Annotated in this window: 19 protein-coding genes; 6 read left to right on the top strand and 13 right to left on the bottom strand. The window is 63.3% G+C overall.

Features of this window, described 5'->3' with window-relative positions:
• Nucleotides 1-146: 146 nt before the first annotated feature.
• Complete coding sequence (locus OKW29_RS20420; protein ID WP_429292302.1) at nucleotides 147-551, top strand: Fis family transcriptional regulator; 405 nt, start codon at nucleotides 147-149, stop codon at nucleotides 549-551.
• Nucleotides 552-567: 16 nt separating this feature from the next.
• Here OKW29_RS20420 and OKW29_RS20415 read toward each other — a convergent pair whose 3' ends face one another.
• Genes OKW29_RS20415 through coxB form a run of 5 tightly spaced genes read right to left on the bottom strand, consistent with a single transcriptional unit; the run spans nucleotide 568 to nucleotide 6,039 of the window.
• Nucleotides 568-1,896 carry a c-type cytochrome gene (locus OKW29_RS20415; RefSeq protein WP_429292301.1) on the bottom strand — a complete coding sequence of 443 codons (1,329 nt, stop codon included), beginning with the start codon at nucleotides 1,894-1,896 and terminating at the stop codon, nucleotides 568-570.
• Nucleotides 1,896-2,312, bottom strand: coding sequence for a hypothetical protein (locus OKW29_RS20410; protein WP_429292300.1), 417 nt, complete (start codon nucleotides 2,310-2,312; stop codon nucleotides 1,896-1,898). Before OKW29_RS20410 ends, OKW29_RS20415 begins: the two co-directional genes overlap by 1 nt.
• Nucleotides 2,309-2,950: a cytochrome c oxidase subunit 3 gene (locus OKW29_RS20405; protein ID WP_090810416.1), complete on the bottom strand. Its 642-nt coding sequence runs from the start codon at nucleotides 2,948-2,950 to the stop codon at nucleotides 2,309-2,311. The genes OKW29_RS20410 and OKW29_RS20405 overlap by 4 nt, the downstream gene beginning before the upstream one ends.
• 1 nt (nucleotide 2,951) lies before the next feature.
• Entirely contained in the window at nucleotides 2,952-4,949 is a 1,998-nt protein-coding gene (ctaD, locus tag OKW29_RS20400; RefSeq protein WP_429292299.1) for a cytochrome c oxidase subunit I, read from the bottom strand.
• A 28-nt stretch (nucleotides 4,950-4,977) separates the two neighbouring features.
• Complete coding sequence (gene coxB, locus OKW29_RS20395) at nucleotides 4,978-6,039, bottom strand: cytochrome c oxidase subunit II (protein ID WP_429292298.1); 1,062 nt, start codon at nucleotides 6,037-6,039, stop codon at nucleotides 4,978-4,980.
• Between the two features lie 318 nt (nucleotides 6,040-6,357).
• Here coxB and OKW29_RS20390 point away from each other — a divergent pair, with 318 nt between their 5' ends.
• Both OKW29_RS20390 and OKW29_RS20385 read left to right on the top strand, forming a co-directional pair.
• Complete coding sequence (locus tag OKW29_RS20390) at nucleotides 6,358-6,831, top strand: DUF2778 domain-containing protein (protein ID WP_429292297.1); 474 nt, start codon at nucleotides 6,358-6,360, stop codon at nucleotides 6,829-6,831.
• Nucleotides 6,832-7,922: 1,091 nt separating this feature from the next.
• Entirely contained in the window at nucleotides 7,923-10,379 is a 2,457-nt protein-coding gene (locus OKW29_RS20385) for a penicillin acylase family protein (protein ID WP_429292296.1), read from the top strand.
• 43 nt (nucleotides 10,380-10,422) lie between these two features.
• On the opposite strand, the gene OKW29_RS20380 is transcribed toward OKW29_RS20385, so the two are convergent.
• Nucleotides 10,423-11,388, bottom strand: a complete 966-nt coding sequence (locus OKW29_RS20380) for a PDR/VanB family oxidoreductase (RefSeq protein ID WP_429292295.1) — start codon at nucleotides 11,386-11,388, stop codon at nucleotides 10,423-10,425.
• The gene (locus tag OKW29_RS20375; protein ID WP_429292294.1) at nucleotides 11,385-12,470 is read right to left on the bottom strand and encodes a Rieske 2Fe-2S domain-containing protein; all 1,086 of its coding nucleotides are present in this window, start codon (nucleotides 12,468-12,470) and stop codon (nucleotides 11,385-11,387) included. Before OKW29_RS20375 ends, OKW29_RS20380 begins: the two co-directional genes overlap by 4 nt.
• A gap of 185 nt (nucleotides 12,471-12,655) precedes the next feature.
• On the opposite strand from OKW29_RS20375, the gene OKW29_RS20370 reads away from it, so the two are divergent.
• Entirely contained in the window at nucleotides 12,656-13,156 is a 501-nt protein-coding gene (locus OKW29_RS20370; protein ID WP_090809135.1) for a MarR family winged helix-turn-helix transcriptional regulator, read from the top strand.
• 22 nt (nucleotides 13,157-13,178) lie between these two features.
• On the opposite strand, the gene OKW29_RS20365 is transcribed toward OKW29_RS20370, so the two are convergent.
• The gene (locus tag OKW29_RS20365) at nucleotides 13,179-14,117 is read right to left on the bottom strand and encodes an NADP-dependent oxidoreductase (RefSeq protein WP_429292293.1); all 939 of its coding nucleotides are present in this window, start codon (nucleotides 14,115-14,117) and stop codon (nucleotides 13,179-13,181) included.
• A gap of 204 nt (nucleotides 14,118-14,321) precedes the next feature.
• Between OKW29_RS20365 and OKW29_RS20360 the strand changes: the two genes are divergently transcribed.
• Complete coding sequence (locus tag OKW29_RS20360) at nucleotides 14,322-14,555, top strand: DUF2795 domain-containing protein (RefSeq protein ID WP_187629707.1); 234 nt, start codon at nucleotides 14,322-14,324, stop codon at nucleotides 14,553-14,555.
• 62 nt (nucleotides 14,556-14,617) lie between these two features.
• Nucleotides 14,618-15,529 carry a DUF72 domain-containing protein gene (locus tag OKW29_RS20355; RefSeq protein WP_429292292.1) on the top strand — a complete coding sequence of 304 codons (912 nt, stop codon included), beginning with the start codon at nucleotides 14,618-14,620 and terminating at the stop codon, nucleotides 15,527-15,529.
• Here OKW29_RS20355 and OKW29_RS20350 read toward each other — a convergent pair.
• The 5 genes from OKW29_RS20350 to OKW29_RS20330 form a co-directional block, all read right to left on the bottom strand.
• Nucleotides 15,521-16,183, bottom strand: coding sequence for a UdgX family uracil-DNA binding protein (locus tag OKW29_RS20350; protein ID WP_429292291.1), 663 nt, complete (start codon nucleotides 16,181-16,183; stop codon nucleotides 15,521-15,523). The two genes, OKW29_RS20355 and OKW29_RS20350, sit on opposite strands and share 9 nt — an antisense overlap.
• A 27-nt stretch (nucleotides 16,184-16,210) precedes the next feature.
• On the bottom strand, nucleotides 16,211-16,363 hold the full coding sequence (locus OKW29_RS20345) for a DUF6496 domain-containing protein (protein WP_018437257.1): 153 nt from the start codon (nucleotides 16,361-16,363) through the stop codon (nucleotides 16,211-16,213).
• A gap of 125 nt (nucleotides 16,364-16,488) precedes the next feature.
• On the bottom strand, nucleotides 16,489-17,172 hold the full coding sequence (locus tag OKW29_RS20340) for a hypothetical protein (RefSeq protein ID WP_187618270.1): 684 nt from the start codon (nucleotides 17,170-17,172) through the stop codon (nucleotides 16,489-16,491).
• Nucleotides 17,169-18,575, bottom strand: a complete 1,407-nt coding sequence (locus OKW29_RS20335) for a selenium-binding protein SBP56-related protein (RefSeq protein WP_429292290.1) — start codon at nucleotides 18,573-18,575, stop codon at nucleotides 17,169-17,171. The genes OKW29_RS20340 and OKW29_RS20335 overlap by 4 nt, the downstream gene beginning before the upstream one ends.
• Before the next feature lie 262 nt (nucleotides 18,576-18,837).
• Nucleotides 18,838-19,278, bottom strand: a complete 441-nt coding sequence (locus OKW29_RS20330; protein WP_090809124.1) for a zinc-finger-containing protein — start codon at nucleotides 19,276-19,278, stop codon at nucleotides 18,838-18,840.
• Between the last annotated feature and the right edge of the window lie 90 nt (nucleotides 19,279-19,368).

Genomic DNA, 19,368 nt, shown 5'->3' with positions numbered 1-19,368 from the left:
GCAGCCGTTTTCCGTTATGGACGTTGTCAGGTTCCGTGATGGTGTAGCGGCCGGCGCGAGCCGGCCGCCTCAGTGAGCTTATGACCAGAAAAGTGAGCCCTACTCGCGCTGCACCCGCGAAGTCGCCGCGCACGCACCCGAAGGCTATGCTGCGCCCGATCGGACCTGCCAAAGCAGGCGAAATTTCGCTCGACTATCACATGACGCTCGAGGCATTACGCAGCGGCGTCGCCAATCAATATCACGTCGGCAGCATGGCGCAGGCCATTTACATGGCGATGCTGCTGAATCAGCGCGGCTATGGTTCGGCCGTACCCGAGCTGTTTCGCGACGCGGAGGGCGCGATTCTGCGCTGCCGGCAGGCGGGACTCGAAACGGGCCTCTGCGTGGTCGATCACGACGCCTACGCGCTACTCGGTCAGGTTCTCACGCTCTTCGATCAGCAACTCGCGGCGGCGCCAGTACGGGAGTTGATCGCGGTCAATGCGAAGCTGAAGACGCTGTTCAGCGCCGCCAATGGCCACTGCGACGGCAACGAGAACACCGCATGACGAGGCGCGTTGGCATTTACTTGCGCAATGCGCCGCGCACGCTCGACACATCGTTTCGCGTGACCGGTCCGGCCGCATTTCCCCATGTGGTCCGAACAAACGTGAGCACGCGCGCCATTTCGGTGTCCGTCAGCTTGCCGGCGAAAGACGGCATCTTGCGCGGTTCCGGTCCCGACTCGGTATGCGGACTGCCCCCGCCTTCGACCAGCAAGCGCACCAATGACGCGCTCGACGCCGACAACACCGCGGGGTTGCCCGCGAGGCGCGGATACTTGTTCGGCACCCCCGCCCCATCCATCTGATGACAGCGCGCGCAATACGATGCGTAAATGCCCGCGCCGGGTCTTTCCACATCCCCGGTTTTCAGCGCCCGTACGGTTTGCTGCGCGGCGGCGGAGCGGGCGTTGAAATAGCCGCTTGGCGCGCGCGGCGGCAGGCTCTTCAAATACGCGGCGATCGCCGCGAGATCGTCGTCGTTCAGGTACTGCGTGCTGTCTTCGACGACCTGAACCATGCTGCCGAACGGGATGAGTCCGCCGCCGTGGCCGTTTCGAAGGAACTCGACGATGTCGGTCGCGGAACTGCGGCCGAGCCCCGAGCCCGGGTCGGCGCTCAGGTTCGGCGCGAACCAGTGATCGTTGGTGCCTCCCGTCAGATAGGTCGATGCCGACTCGTCATAGCCGCGCTCTTCGTACGCCGGTCCGCGCGGCGTGTGGCAGGCGCCGCAATGGCCGAGCGATTGCACCAGATACGCGCCGCGATTCCATTGCGCATCGCGTTTCGCATCGGCTTTGAACTGGCCTTTCGGCGCGAATGCCCAGTCCCAGAACATCAATACCCAGCGCTGATTGAATGGAAACGGCAAGCGCGTTTGCGGGGCAGGCGCCGCGACCGGTTGCACGCCGTGCATGAAGTATGCGTAGAGAGCATGCATGTCGTCATCGGTGATCTTCGCGAACGACGGGTACGGCATCGCCGGATAAAGCCGCTTGCCCCCGGGCGCGATGCCCTCGCGCAACGCGCGTGCGAAGTCGTCATAGCTATAGCGGCCGATGCCGTATTGCGGGTCCGGCGTGATGTTCGACGTATAGATCGTGCCGAACGGCGAACCCATGCCGAGGGCGCCGGCAAACGGCGGCGTTGCTTCAGGCGCCGCCCCCGGATGCGGCACGCGCGGCGCGGCGGTGTGGCAACCGGCGCAATCGGCGGCTTTGGCGAGATATGCGCCGCGCGCGACCTGCGCGGCGTCGGTGGAGGCGCTGGCGGCGTTTGCGGTCGCTGCTATCGTCAGCGGGCATGCGGCCGCGATGGCGAACCTGACCGCGTTGAGAACGTCGCGCTTCATCACCACCACCTGCACGGCGATACGATCGCCACCGCGGCATCCGTTGCGATCAATGCGAACAGAAACAGCGTGCTGCACATCACCGCGACGTGCGTCAGAAACCAGTCGAGTTCGGCACGCGTGCGGCGCTCGCCGTTCAGCGCACCGAACTTCAGTGGCGCGACGCGGCGCACATTGCGCCACGCGACCCACGTGCCGAACGCGCCCGCGATCAGACACACGGTGCCGAGCGCGACGAGCGCCGGACGCATCCACGACACGAGCGGCGCGCCGAGCGGATGGTTGTACGGATAGCAGGCCTGCGCCGCGAGCGCTTCCGCGAGCATCATCTGCAACAGCCACGCGAACGGCGCCGCGAGCAGACCGATCAGCACGTAGGGCATCGAGATGTGCGAGTCTCTGGGCGCTGTCGTCATGACCACTCCCGGAACAGATACGGCGTCAGATACAGCGTGCTGAAAATGAACAGCCAGACGACATCGACGAAGTGCCAATACAGCCCACCGACCGACAGCGCCGCGCAGCGTTTGTCGTCGAAATAGCCGAGCGCGGTCCAGATCGCCAGCAGCGTCAGCACGACGATCCCGACCAGTACGTGCGCCATGTGAAAGCCGGTAATCGTGAAGTACAGCGAACCATAGAGATGCGAGGTCAGCCCATAGGGGTGGTTGTGCCATTCGCGCAACTGAATGCCCAAGAAGATGCAGCCCAGCACGATGCCCACCGCCATCGACGCGACACCGAGCCGCAATCGCCGCCGACGCACGCAGCGCTCGCAGAACCAGACGAACACGCTGCTCGATAGCAGAATGACCGTATTCGCGCTGCCGAGCCCGAGCTTCGGCAATCCTTCCGGCGGCCAATGCTGCTGGCTTTGCGAGGCCAGATACAGATACGAGAAGATCAGATAGCCGAACAGCGCGCCTTCGGTCGTGATCAGCGTGAAGCAGCCCCACCAGCCGCTCGATCGCTCGCCCGCGCTGCCAACCGGCAACGCACGCGCGGTCTCGTCCGGTTCGCTCGACGAGCGATTGAGATCCAGTGCATCGCTCATGTCAGCCTCCCGCATCCTCGAGCGCGACCGGCTCGCGCTGGATCAGCGCGCGCTCGGGCCACAGCCACGTGATGATCGAGACCGCGCAGCCGGCCAGCATCGCCCCCACGAACACCCAGGCGGTCAACGCGAGCCCCGCGAACAATAGCGCGGCAAAGACCGCGAGCCAGAACGGCGCGTACGAATCTTCGGGCATCTTCAGGATCACGTCGGGACTCGCCTCGAGCGCGGTCGTGCCCAACGCTTCGCGACCTTGCGCGAGCAGATAGCCTTCGTCGAGTTGCGAGCGTGTTTGAACCGCGTCGCCCGGCTCTTCGATCCGGCCTTCCCACAACGGATGCCGGCTCGCGAGCGTCGGCACCACCGCGAAGTTGTACGGCGGCGGCGGCGAGCTGATCGACCATTCGAGCGTCGGCGCGTCCCACGGATTGTTGCCGGCGACCTTTCCGCGCCTCAGGCTCACCGCGATATCGATCAGAAACAGCAGCACGCCGGCCGCAATCAGGAACGAACCGAGCGACGTGACGAGATTCACCGTGTTCCAGCCCATGTCGGCGGGATACGTGTACATGCGGCGCGGCATACCGAGCAGTCCCGCGATATGCATCGGAAAGAACGCGACGTTGAAGCCGATGAAGAGCACCCAGAACGCGAGCTTGCCGAGACGCTCGTTCGTCATCCTGCCGGTGAATTTTGGAAACCAGAAGTAGATGCCGCCGATCACCGGAAATACGTTGATGCCAAGCAGCACGTAGTGCAGATGCGCGACGACGAAGTACGTGTCGGTGAGTTGCCAGTCGAACGGCACCGCGGCCGTCATCACGCCGGAGACGCCGCCGATCACGAACAGCAGCACGAAGCCCGCGAAAAACAGGAACGGCACGCGATACACGGGGCGACCGGTCCAGATCGTCGCGACCCAGGCGAACGTCGCGACCGCGCTCGGCACCGCGATGACCATGCTGGCGGAGCCGAAGAACGACAGCGCGAGCGCGGGAATACCGGTCGCGAACATATGGTGAATCCACACGGCAAAGCCGACCACCATCGTCGCGACCGTCGCCAACGCGACCGGCCCATAACCGACCAGCGGCCGGCGGCAAAAGACCGGCAACGCATCCGACACGATGCCCATGGCCGGCAACACGACCACGTAGACCCACGGGTGCGCGAAAATCCAGAACAGGTGCTGCCAGAGCAGCGGCCGCCCGCTATTGAGCACGTCGAAGAAATGCGTGCCGATGCGGCGGTCCATCCACAGCATCAGAAACGCGAGGCTCACCGACGGCACCGCCAACAGATTGCCGGCCGACGCGGTCAGCGTGCCCCACACGAGCACCGGCACGCGATCGAGCGACATGCCCGGCGCGCGCATCCTCAGCAGCGTGACGACGAAGTTCATCGCGCCGACCGTCGTCGAAATGCCGAGCAGCACCATGCCCAGCGCGTACACGTCGATATTCGGGCCGTTGCTGTACTCGAGGCCGGACAGCGGCACGTAGTTGAACCAGCCGGCGTCGGGGGCCTGTCCCGTCGGAAAACTCGCGTACAGGAAGATGCCGGCGAACAGGAACACCCAATACGACAGCGCGTTCAGGCGCGGAAAGGCCATGTCGCGCGCGCCGAGCACGAGCGGCCATAGATAGTTCGAGAAGCCGGACAGAACGGGCAGCGCGTACAGAAAGATCATCGTCAGTCCGTGCATCGTGAACAGCTGGTTGTACTGTTCGGGCGTCAGCACCGTTGCGTTGGGGCGCGCCAGTTGAACGCGCATGATCAGCGCTTCGACGCCGCCCATCAGCAGAAAGATGAACGCGGTCACCAGGTAGCGCAAGCCGATGGTCTTGTGATCGACCGTCGAGAACCAGCCGCGCCAGCCGGGCCGCGACTCCCAGATTTCGCGCAGCCGCTTTTCCTGCTCGCTGCCGGGCTCGACACGGCCGCGCCGCGGCGTGCGGGTCAGCGCGGGTAGCGAAGCGGAAGCGGGATGATCGGACATTGAACGGGCTCCTCGAGTGCGATGCGCTTCAATGCAGCGTCGCGAGATACGCCGACAACGCGGCGGCCTCGCTGGTGGTCAGCGCGATACTGGGCATCAATGCATCGGGTTTGATCCGCTGGGCGTGCTCGATCCAGTCGAGCAGATGGTCGGGCGTGTTGCTGAGCGCGCCTGCCGCGATCGTGCGACGCGAACCGAGATGGGTCAGATCGGGCGCCTGCACGCCAGTCGCCTTGGTGCCGCGAATCGTGTGGCAACCCGCGCAGCGCTCCTCGAACAGATGCTGGCCGGCCGCGACGGCCGCGTCGCCCGTGGGCACGGTGGCCGCGCGTCCCTGCGCGTCGCGCCACGCGTTGAACGCCGCGGCGTCCTGCGCGATCACTTCGAACGCCATATGCGCGTGCTGCGCGCCGCAGAACTGCGAGCACTGCCCACGATAAATACCGGGACGGTCCGCCTGCAGCCACTGCTCGTTGGTTTGGCCTGGAATCGTCTGCGTCTTGCCTGCGAGTTGCGGTACCCAGAAAGCGTGCACGACGTCCGCGCTTTTGAGCTGAATCTTCACCGGCTCACCGACCGGAATATGAATCTCGTTCGCCGTGCTGAAGTTGCGGGCGGGGTTCGGATCGTCGCGGTAATCGGCTTTCCACCACCAGTCGTAAGCGGTCACGGTGATCGTCAATTGCGGATACGACGCGGGCGACGCCACCGATTCGAGCGTGATCAATGCATAGACCAGCATCGCCAACAGCACGACCGACGACACCGCGGTGCCGATGAACACCCAGCGCATGCCGCCGGGCTCGGCGCTCAGCGCATCCGGTTGCGCCGCGGGACGCTTGCGGACCATCGCGCCGATCAACAGGCCAGCGACGATCAGCGTGACCAGCGTCACGATCGCGGTGAAAACCCAGCCGAGGTACAGCGTCGGCCGAGCCGCCGGGCCAGCCGCGTGCAGGAAGTAGTTCAGCGGCGCCACCGTGTTCGCGTGTGCGGAGTTGGCGAAACCGATAGCCAGCGCCGGTAACAACGTGACGCTGCCGCGCCTGACGCGCCGGCCTGACGTTCTGGATGCTTCCGCTGCTGCCACTGAGAACCCCGCTGACAGTGATGACCTTTCGACACGCGCCGTCCCCTGCGAACGAGGCGACGTCCGAGCCCATCAGCAAAAATCAGGCCGCGTCTGCCGAGGGTGCGGGCGTGAGGTTCGCGCTGACTTGAACAGGTCAGCAGAAGGTTGCATTCGCTCGGTTATGCGAACGCGTAGACGAGTTGCTGCGCAGGCAGGAATTGTCGGTGCGGAAATTTTTTAATATTGGCTTTCTCAATATAAATCGCCTTTAAAATGGCCGTTCGGCATAACTGAGCTATTTCCTATTTCACACTTGTCAGCCGATATGGAGGACTGATGCTTCAATGCTCACTCAAACTGAATAATAAACCGATGAGTGAATTTCGAATTGGCGCGCTAGCGTTTCCCGCATACTCTGGGCAGGAAGGTTATATCAATAGGGCGGCTGGAATGTGCACGCCGAAGTATGGCGCCATTCCCGTCGGCAGGTATTATATTTTTGACCGAAGGTCCGGAGGCATTCTTGGGCCATGGAAAGATCAGCTTAACCTGAATGGCAATAACAAGAGCGAATGGTTCGCGCTCCACGCTATCGACGGCGATATTGATGACGACAAACTCTTATGCGACGGAATCATTCGCGGCCGATTCCGATTGCATCCAAAGGGAAGATTGGGGAAAAGCGAGGGCTGCATAACTATCGATCAACTCGCGGACTGGCGTCATATCCGTTCAATACTAACCGATACGCCGAAAGTTTCAGTTCCCGGTTCGGAACTTAAAGCGTACGGTGAAGTGATGGTGAGATGAGAAAGCTCCTAATCTGCCTTGCGGTCGGTTTCGGCTTACTGCTCGCAATCTTTGCCAATGCGCTGTGGTGGATGATGAATCCCGAAGCGCCCTTGAACTTTTCGAACCCGATATGGAAATTGGCGGTTCGTATGTATGGGGTCAAGACGGCATATCAAGAATCCGACTTGGCCTTCCTCATGTCGTCGGCCGCAATCGTGCTAGGGTTCGCCGCAGCTGTGCTGGTTTTCCGGCGGAGCAGGAAGCGTGGTCAGCGAAAGCTTGACGACTAGCCATCTCACGGTGGAAATAATCGCTGTCTCAGCACCAAAAGTTGCGCCTGAAGCGCGCCGCCCAGCGGGTTTCGCGCGGCTAGCTCCGCTCGCACGTCCGGTCACCCAGCCTTGAAAACCGTGTCATGCCGTTGACGGCGCCCAGCGCTTTCGCTTTCGGCAACGCTTCTTGCACTCGTGGACCGAGAACATTCTTCAAGGCAGTTTTGCCTTGGCACGGTCCCATCATGACGGCGGTAGCTCGATTTCTCCGTCGTCGCCTTCCGCCGATGTGTCGTATATCAGAGAGTCCACTGTCCAGAAAAGCCGGATTCGCCCGGGATATCGATATACTCGCTCGGCGAGCAATTCTGTTGTAGTAGCGCGGTAGAGCCTCAAGGCGATCCGGTCGCGAGGCAGATATGCATACCGGGCGATGTATTTCCCGTCATCTGATTTCTGATCGTGAAATGACGCTCCTGTCATTTGCCTGACCGCGGAACGATAGTGGACCGCTCCGAGCGCGATAATTACACTCGTCGTTACGATGAACACCCTGGCGGGAACCGATCGCAAGGCCTTGCTCCTGAAGACATTCATTGATCAAAAATGCACGACGATCGACGACACGCGGTATAGCTTTTCGCTCCAGATTCAACGTTCGTAAACTACTGATGACCGGAATGCGGGAGCACTGCTTTCTAGCCACATGACATTAATAGCTAGCTGACAGTTCGAAAGAAATCAGAGCACGCCTAAACGGGGCGTCCAGTCACAATCTTTCTTGACGCCGAGCGACACGCCCGTCACCGCTCAACGTTCGCCCAACCACAAAAGGCCATGCGTTCGAACGTCTCTCTGCTCCGCCGCCTCGCCGCCCTGCTGATCGCCCTGCCCGTCGCCGCCGCTCTGCCAAGCTGCGCGAGCCCCGATGCGGACAACGTCGCGCACACCGGCCCGTATCGCGCCGACATCCGCCGCACCGCGCTCGGCATTCCGCACATCAACGCAGACAACTGGGGCAGCCTCGGCTACGGATACGGCTACGCGCAGGCGCAAGACAATCTGTGCACGATGGCCGAAAGCTTCGTCACCTATCGCGGCGAACGCTCGCGCTTCTTCGGCGGCGACGCGCGGCCCACGCTCGGCGCGACGTTCGGCCAGCCCAACAATCTCAATTCGGATTTCTTCTTCCGTTTCATCGTCGACGATGCGACCGTCGCGCGTTACCGCAAAAGCCAGACCGACGACATGCGCGCGTTGATCGACGGCTTCGTCGCCGGCTATAACCGCTACCTCGCCGATCTCGCGCACGGGGATTTCCCGGGCGCGCATGCGGCCTGCCGCGCGGCACCGTGGCTCGGCAAGATCAGCAACGCGGACTTGTACCGGCGTCAGATCGCGGCGAATCTGGCCGGCGGCGAGGCGCGCTTCATCAACGCGATCGCGACCGCGCAACCGCCCCAGCCGATGCCGGTGCCGCCGCAAAGCGCGTTGCACGACGACGCCCCCGTCGACCCACCGCTCGCGGAATTCGGCGGCCATGCGGGCATCGGCAGCAACGCTCTCGCGTTCGGCGCGGACGCGACGCACACCGGCAGCGCGCTGCTGCTCGGCAATCCGCACTGGTTCTGGACCGGCCCCGATCGCTTCTACCAGGCTCAACTCACTATTGCTGGCAAGCTGAACGTCAGCGGCGTGTCGTTTCTCGGCGTACCGCTGATCATGATCGGCTTCAACGACAACGTCGCCTGGACCCATACCGTCTCCACCGCGAAGCGCTTCGGCCTCTTCAAGCTGACGCTCGAACCTGGCGCGCCAACCCGGTATCAGGTCGACGGCAACAGCGAAGCGATGACGCCGACGCGCGTGAACGTCGAGGTACGCGCCGCCGACGGTTCGCTGCATACCGTGTCGCGCACGCTGTATCGTTCGCGCTTCGGAGCGCTGGTCAATCTCGGCACGATGTCGCCCGCGCTCGCGTGGAATGCGCAGCAGGCGTTCGCGCTGCGCGATATCAATACCGACAACTTCCGCGTGTTCGAAAACTTCCGCGCATGGAATCAGGCGGCCTCGCTCGACGATTTCATCGCCATCCAGAAGAAGAACGCGGCGGTGCCATGGGTCAACACGCTTGCGATCGGCCGTGACGATCCGCGCGTCTGGTACGCCGATATCGGCGCGACCCCGGACGTGCCCGACGAACTCGCGCAGCGTTGCACGCCGCCGGTCGGCCGGGCACTGGCGCGGATCATGCCCGGCGTGCCGGTCCTCGACGGTTCGCGCAGCGACTGCGACTGGCGCGACGAGGCCGGCGCGGTGCAGCATCATGCGTTGCCGGTCGCGCAGATGCCGTCGCTGCTTCGGCGCGACTATGTCGGCAATTTCAACGACAGTTACTGGCTCAGCAACCCGGCCGAACCGATGACCGGCTATGCGAAGATCATCGGTGCGACCGCGACGCCGCAGACGCTGCGCACGCGACTGGGCCATACGATCGCGGCGCAATTGCAGAGCGATCCGCATGGCGTTTCCGCCGATGCGCTCGGCCACGCTGCGCTCGACAGCCGCTCGATGTCGGCGTTGCTGTTCAAGTCACCCGTGCTCGACCGTCTGTGCGGCGGCGACGCGCTCGCGGCCCTGCCGGCCGGCCCGAACGCCGACCCGCAGCGCGCGGCGTGCAAGGTACTCGCCGCATGGGACGATACGGCCGCGGCCGACGCAGTGGGGGCAACCTTGTGGGACGAACTGTGGCGACGTCTGCTGACGATACCGCCCGCGCAGCTATACGCGGTACCGTTCGATCCCGCGAAGCCGTTGACCACACCCGCGGGCATCGCCGCCGATCCGGCGCAGCTCGCCGCCGCGCTGCATGACGCGCTCGCGGCACTGCAACGCGCCGGCATCGCGATCGATGCACCGCGCAGCGCGGCGCTCTACGTGCAACGCAACGACGAGCGCATTGCGCTATTCGGGGGTTGCGACGCGGGCGGCTATTTCACCTCGGCGTGTGCCGCGCATCCCTTCGATGCGAGCGGCTATTCGATGAACGTCAAGCCAATGGGCGACACCTATCTGCAGATAGTGTCGTTCGCCGGCGCTCAGGTGATCGCGCGCACGCTGCTCGCACCGTCAGAATCGGATGACCCGGCGTCGCCGCACTATGCCGACGGGACGCGCGATTACGCGGCCCAACGCTGGACGATTATTCCGTTCTCCGAAGAAGCGATTGCGCACGATCCGGCGTTGAGTGTGCGCACGGTAAGTTCGTCGGATTCTGAGGGAAAAGCGCAATAAATAAGCGGTACGACGGGCAACAGGCCCGTCGTACCGCAGAAAATCACAGATCGAGCACCAGCAGCGGCGATTTCGCGCGCGAGCAGCACGGCAGGAACTGATCGTTTGCCGCGCGTTCCTCGTCGGTCAGATACGAATCCAGATGATCCGGCTCGCCGGACAGCACCCGCGTCAAACAGGTACCGCACACGCCCTGCTCGCACGACGTGATCACTTCGAAGCCATGCGCGACCAGCGCCTGCACGACCGTGCATTCGGGCGGCACGTCGATCGTCGCGCCGCTGCTCGCGATGCGCACCTGGAAGCTGCCGCCCGTCGCCGCCTGATTCGCGGCCGCGCCGAAGAACTCGTAGTGCAGCCTGTTTTCCGGCCAGCCCTTCGCACGCGCGGTCTCGAGCACGAAGTCCATGAAGCCGCGCGGACCGCAGACATACAGGTGGGTGCCGGCCGGCGCATCGCTGAGCGTCTGCTCGATATCGAACGTCGAGCCGCCCGGATGGTCATCGTGATGAAGCTGGACCGACTTCGCGAAGCCAGCTTGTGCAAGACGCTCGACGAACGCCGTGCGTTCCTTCGAGCGCGTGCAGTAGTGCATGTCGAACGAAGCGCCCGTGGCGGCAAGCCGCTCGGCCATGCAAAGAATCGGCGTGACGCCGATCCCGCCCGCGAGCAGCAGATGATGAGCCGCATCGTCAGCGAGTGCGAAATGATTGCGCGGCGCGCTGATCCGCAGGCGATCGCCTTCGCGGACCAGATCGTGCACCGCTTTCGATCCGCCGCGTCCCCCTTCGTCGCGCAGCACCGCGATCAGATAGCGATGCGTTTCGCGCGGATCGTTGCACAACGAGTACTGACGCACGAGCCCGTTCGGCAAATGCACATCGACGTGCGAGCCGGCGTCGAAGGCCGGCAACGCCTGAGCGTTTTCGCTCGCGAGTTCGAAGCTCGCGATACCGAGCGCTTCGTCGCGCCGGCACGCGACCACCACATTCAGCACGGGATGATTCATGTCGCCGTCCGCACGGGAATGACGCGCGTCACTTCAGCCTGCGGCGCGCCCGTCTCCGCGCGTTCCTGCGCGACGAGCCGATCGATCACGCGGCGGGACATCACGCCGCCCGCATCGATATTGAGCTTCAGCAGATTGCGCTCGGGCCAGCGCAACAGGTTCTGCTGCTGACGTTCGAGCATCTGCAGATCTTCACTGAAGATCTTGCCCTGCCCTTCGCGGATGCTCGCGGTCAGCGCCGCATCGTTGGGACGGAAATTGCGCGCCATGCCCCAGAAATACCAGATCGACGTTTCCGTTTCCGGCGTGATGAAATCCACCACGATCGACGACGCTTTCTGGTCGGCCGGCGCGTGATAGCCGCCATGCCCGGCATGCGCGACGCCCACCTCGATCAGCACGTGACTCGGCGGCGTGAAGTGGCAGATCTGCCAACGGTCGACGGGCACGTCGTCGGCGAGACCATTGCCGCGCAACGCCATCTTCCAGAACGACGGCGCCGCGACGTTTTCCATGAAACGGCTCGTGCGCACGGTATCGCCTTCGGCCACGGTTTTGGGCGCGGCTTCGTCGATTTCCTTTTGCCCGATGCTGTTGGCGTGCACATAGGTCTCGTGCGTCAGATCCATCAGGTTGTCGATCATCAGCCGGTAATCGCAGCGGATGTGATAAAGACCGCCGCCGTACGCCCATTCGGCACTCTCGGCCCATTCCAGATGATGCAGCCTGGCGGCATCGGCCTGCGCCGCATCGCCGGGCCACACCCAGACGAAGCCATAGCGCTCGATCACTGGATAGCTGCGAATCGATGGAAAGCCGTTGACGCGTTGCCCCGGCATGCCGGTCGCCTTGCCCTGACAGCCCATTTCGAGGCCGTGATAGCCGCACACGAGCGTGCCATCGCGCACGAAACCGAGCGACAGCGGCGCGCCGCGATGCGGACAGAAGTCTTCGAGCGCCACCACGGCGCCTTCCGCGTTGCGATAGAAAACCATCGGCTCGCCGCAGATCTGCCGGCCGAGCGGCTTATCCGCGACTTCATCGGGCATACATGCGACGTACCACGCATTCTTGGGAAACATGTCAGTCTCACTCCCTAGATTATTCATGGATTGCATTCAGCCTACTCATTGAGATTCAGTGTACTCAATGCGTCTTTAATGATTAAATGAAGGTTTTCCCCTAGACGAACTTTCAATCAGGTAACACGAACGCCGGTTCGCCATTTCCATTCGCAACGAAAAGGCGCGAGGTCTTCAGAACTAATATGGTCACTTCAACCGATACCAGCACTTCCGCGATCAGCATCGATCTGTACGACCAGCCCGGCCATTTGATCCGACGCGCGCATCAGATTTCGGTGTCCATGTTTCATGATCTGATCGGACGCGAGGTGACGCCCGTTCAGTATGCGGTGCTCAGAATGCTGCAGGAATTGCCCGGACTCGATCAGGTCACGCTCGCGCAGCGAGTCGGCCTCGACACGTCGACCACCGCCGATATCGCGGTACGGCTCGAAGCGAAAGGCTGGATCGTGCGCGAAGTTCTGCCGCGCCGCCAGCGTCGTCTATTGCTGACGCCGGCTGGAGAGCAGTTGCTCGATGAATTGATCCCCGGCGTCAACGCGCTCAATCACGGCCTGCTCGACGGGATGGGAGACGAGGATGCGCGAGAGCTATTGAGACTGTTGAGAAAGTTCGTGCATCTGAATAACGATCAGAGCCGCGCGCCGCTGCGCAGCGCGAGCGACGACGCGAATCCGAACTAGCAGACAGCGCGCTCTCTCCGTACTACGACGCCACCTCCACCACGATCTTGCCGCGCACGTGGCCTTTCGCGAGCCGTTCCAGCGCCTTGGCCGTCGCATCGAACGCAAACCGTTCGGCGACCACGACACGCACGCTGCCCTTGTCGAGCAACGACGCGATCTCCGTCAATTGCCGGCCGTCGGGTCGCGCGGTATAACGCGTGGCCCGTACGCCATGGCTCGACGCCTCGGCCTGCGACGGCTCGTTGAGCGTCGAGATCAGCGCGCCACCGGTCGCGACGACCGACCACGAGCGGCGCTGCGTATCGCCGCCGATCAGATCGAACACGAGGTCGATGTCGCGCGCGACGTCTTCGAAGCGCTGCGCGTGATAGTCGATCACGCGATCCGCACCGAGCGAGCGCACGAACTCGATGCCGTCGCCGGACGCCGTAGCGTACACTTGCGCGCCCTTCTGCCTGGCGAACTGCACGGCGAAATGTCCAACGCCGCCCGCGCCCGCATGAATCAGCACGCGGCCGCCGGCTTCGAGGCAGCCGTGATCGAACAGGCCCTGCCATGCGGTCAACGCGGCGAGCGGCACGGCGCCCGCGGACCCCACATCCAGTTTTTCCGGCGCATGCGCTAGCGCGCTCGCGGGCACGACGACGTATTCCGCGTACGCACCCTGTCCCTGGCCAACGAAGCCATACACCTGCTCGCCCGCGCGCCATTGCCCGACGCCCTCGCCGACCCGTTCGACCACTCCGGAAAAATCGCGCCCCAGCGTATAGGGCAGCTTCTCTTCACGAATCAACGGGTACTGGCCCGAGCGCGTCTTCAGGTCCACCGGATTGGCGCTGGCCGCGCGCACGCGCACCAGCACCTGGCCGGCGCCAGGCTCGGGGATCTCGATCTTCTCGGCCTTGAACACCTCGGGACCGCCGAAGCGGTGAATGCGATATGCGAGCATCGTGCTCATGATGGCCTTCTCCTTGAAAGGTCCTGTGTCAGCGGCGCTATTTTGCCGGCTGCACGCAAGCCGCGTTCCTCATCGCGGGGTTCTTTTTCATTCGCACGACGTGCGCCGCTGGAAAACGCAACCCGAGCCCGCGCGCCGAGGCACGACATATGCGACAGGTACCGGTAGGCGCGCAGTCGTGATGTACTCATTCAAGGAGGAACCATGTCACAGCACCCCGCCCATTCCCAGGATCACCGCCACCCCGGTCAGCCGAATCCCGCTGACGTCGAAAAAGCACTCAGTGGTGTGAATTACCCGACCACACGCGAAAAGCTGGTCGCGCAGGCGCGCAAAAATCACGCGAATACCGACATCGTCGATCTGGTCGACCGTCTGCCCGATCACAATTTCGACAGCCCGGCCGCGGTGGCGAAGCAAATCGCGCGTATTCAATGACGCTGCGATCCGTCGAGTCGGAGCCGGACTCCGAACCCCATTCCGCCGGACCCGCCGCGCGAATGAAGAAGACCGGCGATGTGCGTATCGGCATTTCCGGCTGGCGCTACCAAGGTTGGCGCGGCAGCTTTTACCCAGAGGATCTCAAACATGCAGCGGAATTACAGTACGCGTCGGCGCTGTTCGGCACGATCGAAATCAACGGCACGCATTACAGCCTTCAATCGCTCGGTAGCTGGCAGCGTTGGTACGCGCAAACGCCTGACGGCTTCGTGTTTGGCATCAAAGGCGCGCGCTATCTGACTCATATGCTGCGGTTTCGCGATGCGAGCGCACATGTCGGCATCGCGAACTTCTTCGCGCAGGGGCTACTCGCGTTGAACGAAAAGCTTGGTCCGATCCTATGGCAATTTCCGCCGTCGTTCCGATTTGAGCCCGAGGCAATGGAGCGCTTTCTGAGCGTGTTGCCGTTCGAGATCGCGAGCGCATCGGCGCTGGCGAAGCACCATGATGCGCGTGTCAAGACGCCTTATGTCGAGATCGATCGCAAGCGGAAGTTGCGTCACGCGGTCGAAGTGCGCCACGCGAGCTTTGTCGATCCGGCGTTCGTGACCTTGCTTCGGCAATACGGCGTCGCGCTCGTCGTTTCAGATTCCACCGAACCGTGGCCCGTCGCCGAAGATCTGACGGCGGACTTCGTCTATCTTCGCCTGCACGGCAGCGAAGCCAAATACTCGGGTTCGTATGGGGACGACGCTCTGCAACGATGGGCCGAGCGAATCGATGCATGGCGCGGCGGCTCCCAGCCTGCCGACGCGCGATTGATCGCGCCGCAACTCCGGCCGCCTCGCCGAGCCGCGCGAGACGTCTACTGCTACTTCGACAACGATGTAAAAGCTCGGGCGCCGTTCGACGCACAACGATTGATGAAAGGCCTCGGATTACGAGCGACGCACGCGCCGGCGTCATCCTGAGCGCTTGCCGCCGTGGGCCAGCTTCTGTGCGGTGCGCAATGCCGCGACGATTCGCTCGTACACCTCGCGACGCGTTTCAGGGTCCGGCGCGCGCAGCGCAAACGACGGATGGTACGTCGCGACCACGCGTTGCTCGCCGCGCTCGAGCGTTTTGTCGAACGCGTCCTGCAAGCGCGCGTGCGAGTCGTGAACAACCGCTTTCAACGCGGTCGCGCCCAATGCCACGACCACGCGCACATGCGGCATGTCGAGTTCCTGCTCCAGCCAGTAGCCGCAAGCATCCACTTCACGCTGGGCGGGCGTTTTGTGCAAGCGACGCTTGCCGCGCGCGATCCACTTGAAATGCTTGACGGCGTTCGTCACGTAGACCTCGTTACGCTTGACGCCCGCTTCTTCGAGCGCGCTGTCGAGCAACGCGCCGGCCGGCCCGACGAAGGGCTTGCCCTGCAGATCTTCCATGTCGCCGGGTTGCTCGCCGACCAGCACGATCGACGCATGCCGCTGCCCTTCGCCGGGCACGGCCTGAGTCGCATTGCGCCAGAGCGCGCAACGGCGGCAATCGTCGAGCTTCGCCGGATGCTGATGGGGTTCGACATCCGCTGGCTCCGATTGCGGGTCGCCATGCGCGCGCCTTTTCCGCGGCATGTCGGTCATGGGTACGACCGCGCGTGCTGAAGCAGCTTATTTCTCACTCTTCTTCGGAATCTTCGCGCCCGACTTGCGCGCCTGATTCAACGCGATCGCGACAGCCTGCTTGTGCGGCTTGCCATGCTTCGACTCGGTCTTGATGTTGTGCGACACCGTCTCTTTCGATGTACCTTTCTTCAGCGGCATGATCTTCTCCGGGTGTAGATGACGAGAGGAAAAATCAGGACCCGCACGGAATGGCGTCCCTGCCCGAAACTACGCAGCATATGCTGTGCCCGGGAGCCTCATAGGCCGGATCGGCCGCGTCGAAATCAACCGGAAACGCCCGCTGCCACCGCATTCAACGCCAGCGACACGCCCCCCACCAGAATCAGACTCGACGCCCACACCGCATCGAGATTGAACCAGCTGCGCGACACGAACCTGAGCCCGAGGTAGCGATAAACGAGCCATGCGAGCACGCCGCCGGCCATCGTCATCGCGGCCGCATGCACCGCGGAGACCGACAGCGCCATGCGCAGACTCGTTTCGATCAGCGTTTGGGCGGCTTGGTGCGCGCTGTCCATTGCGTCTGCGCGGCACAGACCGAGGTAGATCGGAACCAGCATCAACCCGGCGCCGTGCGCGATCGCCACTGCGAACGACCAGAGCGCGAGCCGCGACGGCGGAATTCTCGCCAGTACGCGCGGATGGCGCCGGCGCATCAGCAACACCAGACCGAAGCCGATCACCAGCACGCTCGCGCCGATCTGCATCTGACGCTGCCACGCGAGCACGCTGGCCAGCATCGCGAACGGCAGCATCATCAGCAATATGGCGAGCGCGTGCCCCGCCGCGAGATAAAGAAGCGCTACGACCAGCGCTTGCGAGCGCCGCTGCATCAACGCGTTCGACACCGCGAGCGGCCACCCCATCGCCGGATTGAGTCCGTGATACACACCGCTCGCGAGGACGGCCAGCCACAGTGCCGCTTGCGGCGACACCGCGCCGCTCAAACGCCCACCGAGGGATAGCAGAACGAATCGGTCGAGCAGTCGCCGCCTTCGAGGCGAATCTGGTGCGCGCGATAGCCGGCGGGAAACTCGACGAAGTAATCTTCGGCGAGCTCGAGACCGCCCTTGGGCTCGGCATGCGCCATCACCTGCACGCCGGGCACACCATCCGGGTAGAACTGGTCGTCCCACGTCGAATAGAGCGAGTTGGTCCAGTAGATGCGCTTGCCGTCGCGACTGATCTCGACCATCTGCGGACCGCCGGCGAAAGCCTTGCCGTTCGGATGCGGCGCGCAATGTTCGATTCCACCGATGCGCACCGAGCCCGTCAATTTCGGCTTGCGCGGTTCGCTCACGTCGTACTGGCGCATCTCGCCGGTGCCCCAGCAGGAGACGTAGAGGAATTTATCGTCGATCGAAAGATCGATGTCGGTGACGAGCGGCGGCACCGCGCCGAAACCTTGCAGCAGCGGCGGCAATTCGTCGGCATGCGCGGGCTCCGGTGGAATGGTCGCGGTCTTTTCGATGTGGAAGTGGCCGCCTTCGCGCCACCAGGTCCAGATCGACCCTTCCAGATTCGTCGTATCGACCACGACGCCGATAAAGCCGTACTCGCGGCTCGGGTCGTGCGCGGGCCGCACTTCGAGCGCCATCTGATGATTCGCGCCGAGATCGAGCGTCTGCACGTTGCGCCTCGCGCGCAGATCCCAGCAGTGCACGCGGTGGCCGTATTTGTTCGCGAACAGGTCTTCGGGCACGATGCCGTTTTCGAATTGCGGCGGCAGCGCCCATTCGGTCGACACCATGTAATCGCGCGGCAGATTCCACCAGAAGTCGTAATGCTTTTCCTGCGCGCCGCGCTCGATTTCCCAGCGGCCCAGCACCTCGAATGTTTGGCAGTCCATGATGAAGATTCCGGGCGGCCCGTCGGTGCCGTCTTTGCCACCACCGCCGAGCGTGCTCACGTAGATCCCCTCCGGTCCGCAATGCACGGTGTGCGGACGCGAATAGCCGGTCTTGCGGAAAATTTCCTCCGGCTCGATGATCTTGTGAATCTTCGCCTGGGTCGGATGCGGCTTCGTATCGACGATATAGATGCGCGACGAGCGCATGCCCGGAATGACCAGATAGCGACGTTCCAGAAACGCGTGGCCTGTCAACGGCGACAACGCGGACGAACACGCGTTCCAGCCGAAGTGATGGAATTCGTCGCCCTTGTTCGGCACCGGCACCGTGTGGACCACCTGGCTATAAGTCGACGAACCGGGCTTCACGTCGATCACGGCGAGCGCGTCGGGCTGCGAGGAGTCCGGACTTAGCAGCACCGTGTACGCGTATTCTTCCGCCGGCGCATCCATCGCGAGCTTCGGCGATGCATGAAAGGTAGGATCGGGGCGCATTCCCATGACGGCACTCTCCCTGTCGTTCGAACGGTTCTGAACGGAAGCCCGGCCCGCCAAAAATCGAGCCAGCGTAACTTTAGATTTGTAGTTCACGATAGCGGCGGACGCAACCGGAAATATGCACCCGAACGCAGGTGCGATCCGACTGCCGGGCCGCATCGCACGACAACTGCCAATTTGGTGGGGGTGAAGAGGCGCGGGGAAGGCGGTATGGCGGGGTGGTATTGGAGGAATGAAAGGATGCTAGTCGCTTGGGGATATCACGCTATCTCGCACGCCGAGCTTCGATAAAAGCTTCGACATAACGCAGCGCCTGTTCGCACTGCTCGGGCGTGAACGCGTGAATGCTCGCCGGAACCGGATCGAAGCCAAGCTCGGTCGCGACCCACCGGATCGCTTTCGCGCGGGCTTCGAACGCGTTGACACCATCGCGGCGCACCTTCCCGGCAACGAGCGGTTCGAGCGCATCGTGCAGCTTGCTCTTCGACTCGCGCAACGTTGCGTCGGCGAGGCGGCCGAGCGGCAGGTTGTGTTTGCTGCGCGAATAAACGCCGATCCACGCCTGACATGCGGTGCAGATCCACAGCGGCCCTTGATCGCTGCGATAGGGGTAGGACTCGTCGCCGTAACGCGCGAGCAACGCACGGTTGCCGCAGTAGTCGCATGACGGCTGCGGCAGTGCCTTGACGGGCTTGCCTACGCGCATGGGGAGTGCCCCCGGGATAATTCGCCGTACTTCATCGCATCAATCCGACTGGCGGAAACGGGTAGAGCCACACAGTTTAATGGAATGCCC

It is taken from the genome of Paraburkholderia sp. CI3 (assembly GCF_050436505.1).
Lineage (GTDB): Bacteria > Pseudomonadota > Gammaproteobacteria > Burkholderiales > Burkholderiaceae > Paraburkholderia > Paraburkholderia tuberum.
This window is presented reverse-complemented; position numbering and strand designations above follow the sequence as displayed.